The organism is Streptomyces sp. NPDC001858, assembly GCF_053594615.1.
This window is the reverse complement of sequence record NZ_JBSFEV010000116.1, coordinates 1-2,075: the sequence shown is the minus strand read 5'-3', so window position 1 is coordinate 2,075 and position 2,075 is coordinate 1. Positions and strand designations below refer to the sequence as shown.

Genomic DNA, 2,075 nt, shown 5'->3' with positions numbered 1-2,075 from the left:
GGACGCTTCCTTTGTACTCACCCGAGCTTCGCTCAGGCTTTCCTCCGGGCAGTTTCCCTTCGGTCTTGCGTTTCCGACTCTATCAGATCCTTTTCTCGATCCGATTCCCTGTCGTCGGGATTGCCTTGGGCTTTGGGCTTTCGCCCGTCGGCCTTTCGACATTCACTACGTTAGCCGATTCCCTCCGCAACTCATAATCGAGTTCCGCCGAGTTCGAATTCGGGCATGCGGGCACGCCGAATTCGCTCCCGTTGTAGGGGCGTTGTAGGTAGTGGGTTGGCCGCTTCCGGCTGCTGGCGATTGCCGTACCCGGTTCAAGCGGCTCGGGCTACGTTACGCGCAGGCCAACAGCGAGTCAACTTCGGCGGCGCTTGGGGGCATGGGCCCGGTAAGGGCTCACCGTCGGGTCGTCGGCGACCCAGTACCGCCAGGGGTGGACGGACCCGTCGCCGGCGACGCCCGTGCGCGGGCCGTTGCGTACCTGGTCGGAGGGGATCGGGGTGCCGGTGAGGATCTTCAGGGGGGTGTCCCCGGTGGCGCAGGCGTCGGTGCCGTCGAGGGCTCGGTCCACGTCCAGGGCGGTGGCCAGGCGAGCGGGTCCTTTGGCCAGTTCCTTGTCATTTCGGGCCGAGAGTCGACGTTTGCGGGCCGCCTCGGCGCCCTCGACGATCTCGCCGGCGCGCAGCAGGACGGCGCTCGCCCTGCCCTCCGGGCCGCAGACGAGGTTCATGCAGTGCCACATGCCGTAGGTGAAGTAGACGTACACGTGTCCGGGCGGACCGAACATCACGCTGTTGCGGGCCGTGGGGCCGCGATAGGCGTGGGATCCGGGGTCGTTCGGGCCGTCGTAGGCCTCGACCTCCGTGAGGCGCAGGGTGATCGGACCCTCGGGGGTCGTGCGGACGAGGAGTCGGCCGAGGAGATCTGGGGCCACTGCCAGGACAGGGCGGTCGAAGAAGGCCCTGGGGAGGGGCGTACGGTCGGGGGTCGCGATCATGCCCGCCGAGCGTAGTGGAGACAGCCGGCGTCGGCGGGCGGTGCGTCGGGGTGGTCAGCGGGCGCTCGGCTTGCCAGGGTGAGGGGCGCGGAACCGGCCACGTCCGGATCGCGTTTGTAGGGATCGAGGGATCCCGTCCGATGGTCGTACTTAGGGAGTGTCATGGCGTTCAAGAAGCTGCTCGCGAGTCTGGGGGCCGGCGGAGCTTCGGTCGAGACGGTGTTGACCGAGGTCAACGTCGTTCCGGGCGGCGTCGTCCAGGGTGAGGTGCGGATCCAGGGCGGGTCCGTGAACCAGCGGATCGAGGGGCTGTCGGTCGGGCTGCAGGCCAAGGTCGAGGTCGAGAGCGGCGACCAGGAGTACAAGCAGGACATCGAGTTCGCGAAGCTGCGGCTCGGTGGGGCCTTCGAGCTGCAGGCCGGTGCCGTGCACGCGGTGCCGTTCGGGCTGGATGTCCCCTGGGAGACGCCGGTCACGACGATCGACGGTCAGACCCTGCGTGGCATGCACATCGGTGTGACCACGGAGCTGGACATCGCCCGCGCCGTGGACTCCAGTGACCTGGACCCGATCAACGTGCACCCGTTGCCGGCGCAGAAGGCCATCCTGGACGCCTTCATCCAGCTGGGCTTCCGTTTCAAGAACGCGGACCTCGAGCGTGGGCACATCCGCGGTACGCGGCAGAAGCTGCCGTTCTACCAGGAGATCGAGTTCTTCCCGCCGTCGCAGTACCACGGGCTGCACCAGGTCGAGCTGAGCTTCGTGGCCGACGAGCACGCGATGGACGTCGTGCTGGAGATGGACAAGAAGCCCGGGCTGTTCAGCGAGGGCAGTGACACCTTCCGCTCGTTCCAGGTGGGGCAGCACGACCATCACCAGACCGACTGGGCGGCCTACCTCAACCAGTGGCTGTCCGAGGTCGGCAGCAAGCGCAACTGGTTCTGAGAGGGACAGAAGGTCTGAACACAGAGCGGGGGGCCCGGATCGCCCGCCAGACCGCCCTCGCGACCGGCGTCCGCGCCGACTTCTCCGGGGCCGGCAAGGCCGTCCAGGCGCAGCTGAAGAAGCTCGGACTGCC

2 protein-coding genes are annotated in these 2,075 nt (G+C 67.5%); one reads left to right on the top strand and one right to left on the bottom strand.

Features of this window, described 5'->3' with window-relative positions; genetic code table 11:
• Nucleotides 1–355: 355 nt before the first annotated feature.
• Nucleotides 356–997 carry a DNA-3-methyladenine glycosylase gene (locus ACWCPF_RS45385; RefSeq protein ID WP_451051022.1) on the bottom strand — a complete coding sequence of 214 codons (642 nt, stop codon included), beginning with the start codon at nucleotides 995–997 and terminating at the stop codon, nucleotides 356–358.
• A 162-nt stretch (nucleotides 998–1,159) separates the two neighbouring features.
• On the opposite strand from ACWCPF_RS45385, the gene ACWCPF_RS45380 reads away from it, so the two are divergent.
• The gene (locus ACWCPF_RS45380; protein WP_451051021.1) at nucleotides 1,160–1,942 is read left to right on the top strand and encodes a sporulation protein; all 783 of its coding nucleotides are present in this window, start codon (nucleotides 1,160–1,162) and stop codon (nucleotides 1,940–1,942) included.
• Nucleotides 1,943–2,075 lie beyond the last annotated feature (133 nt).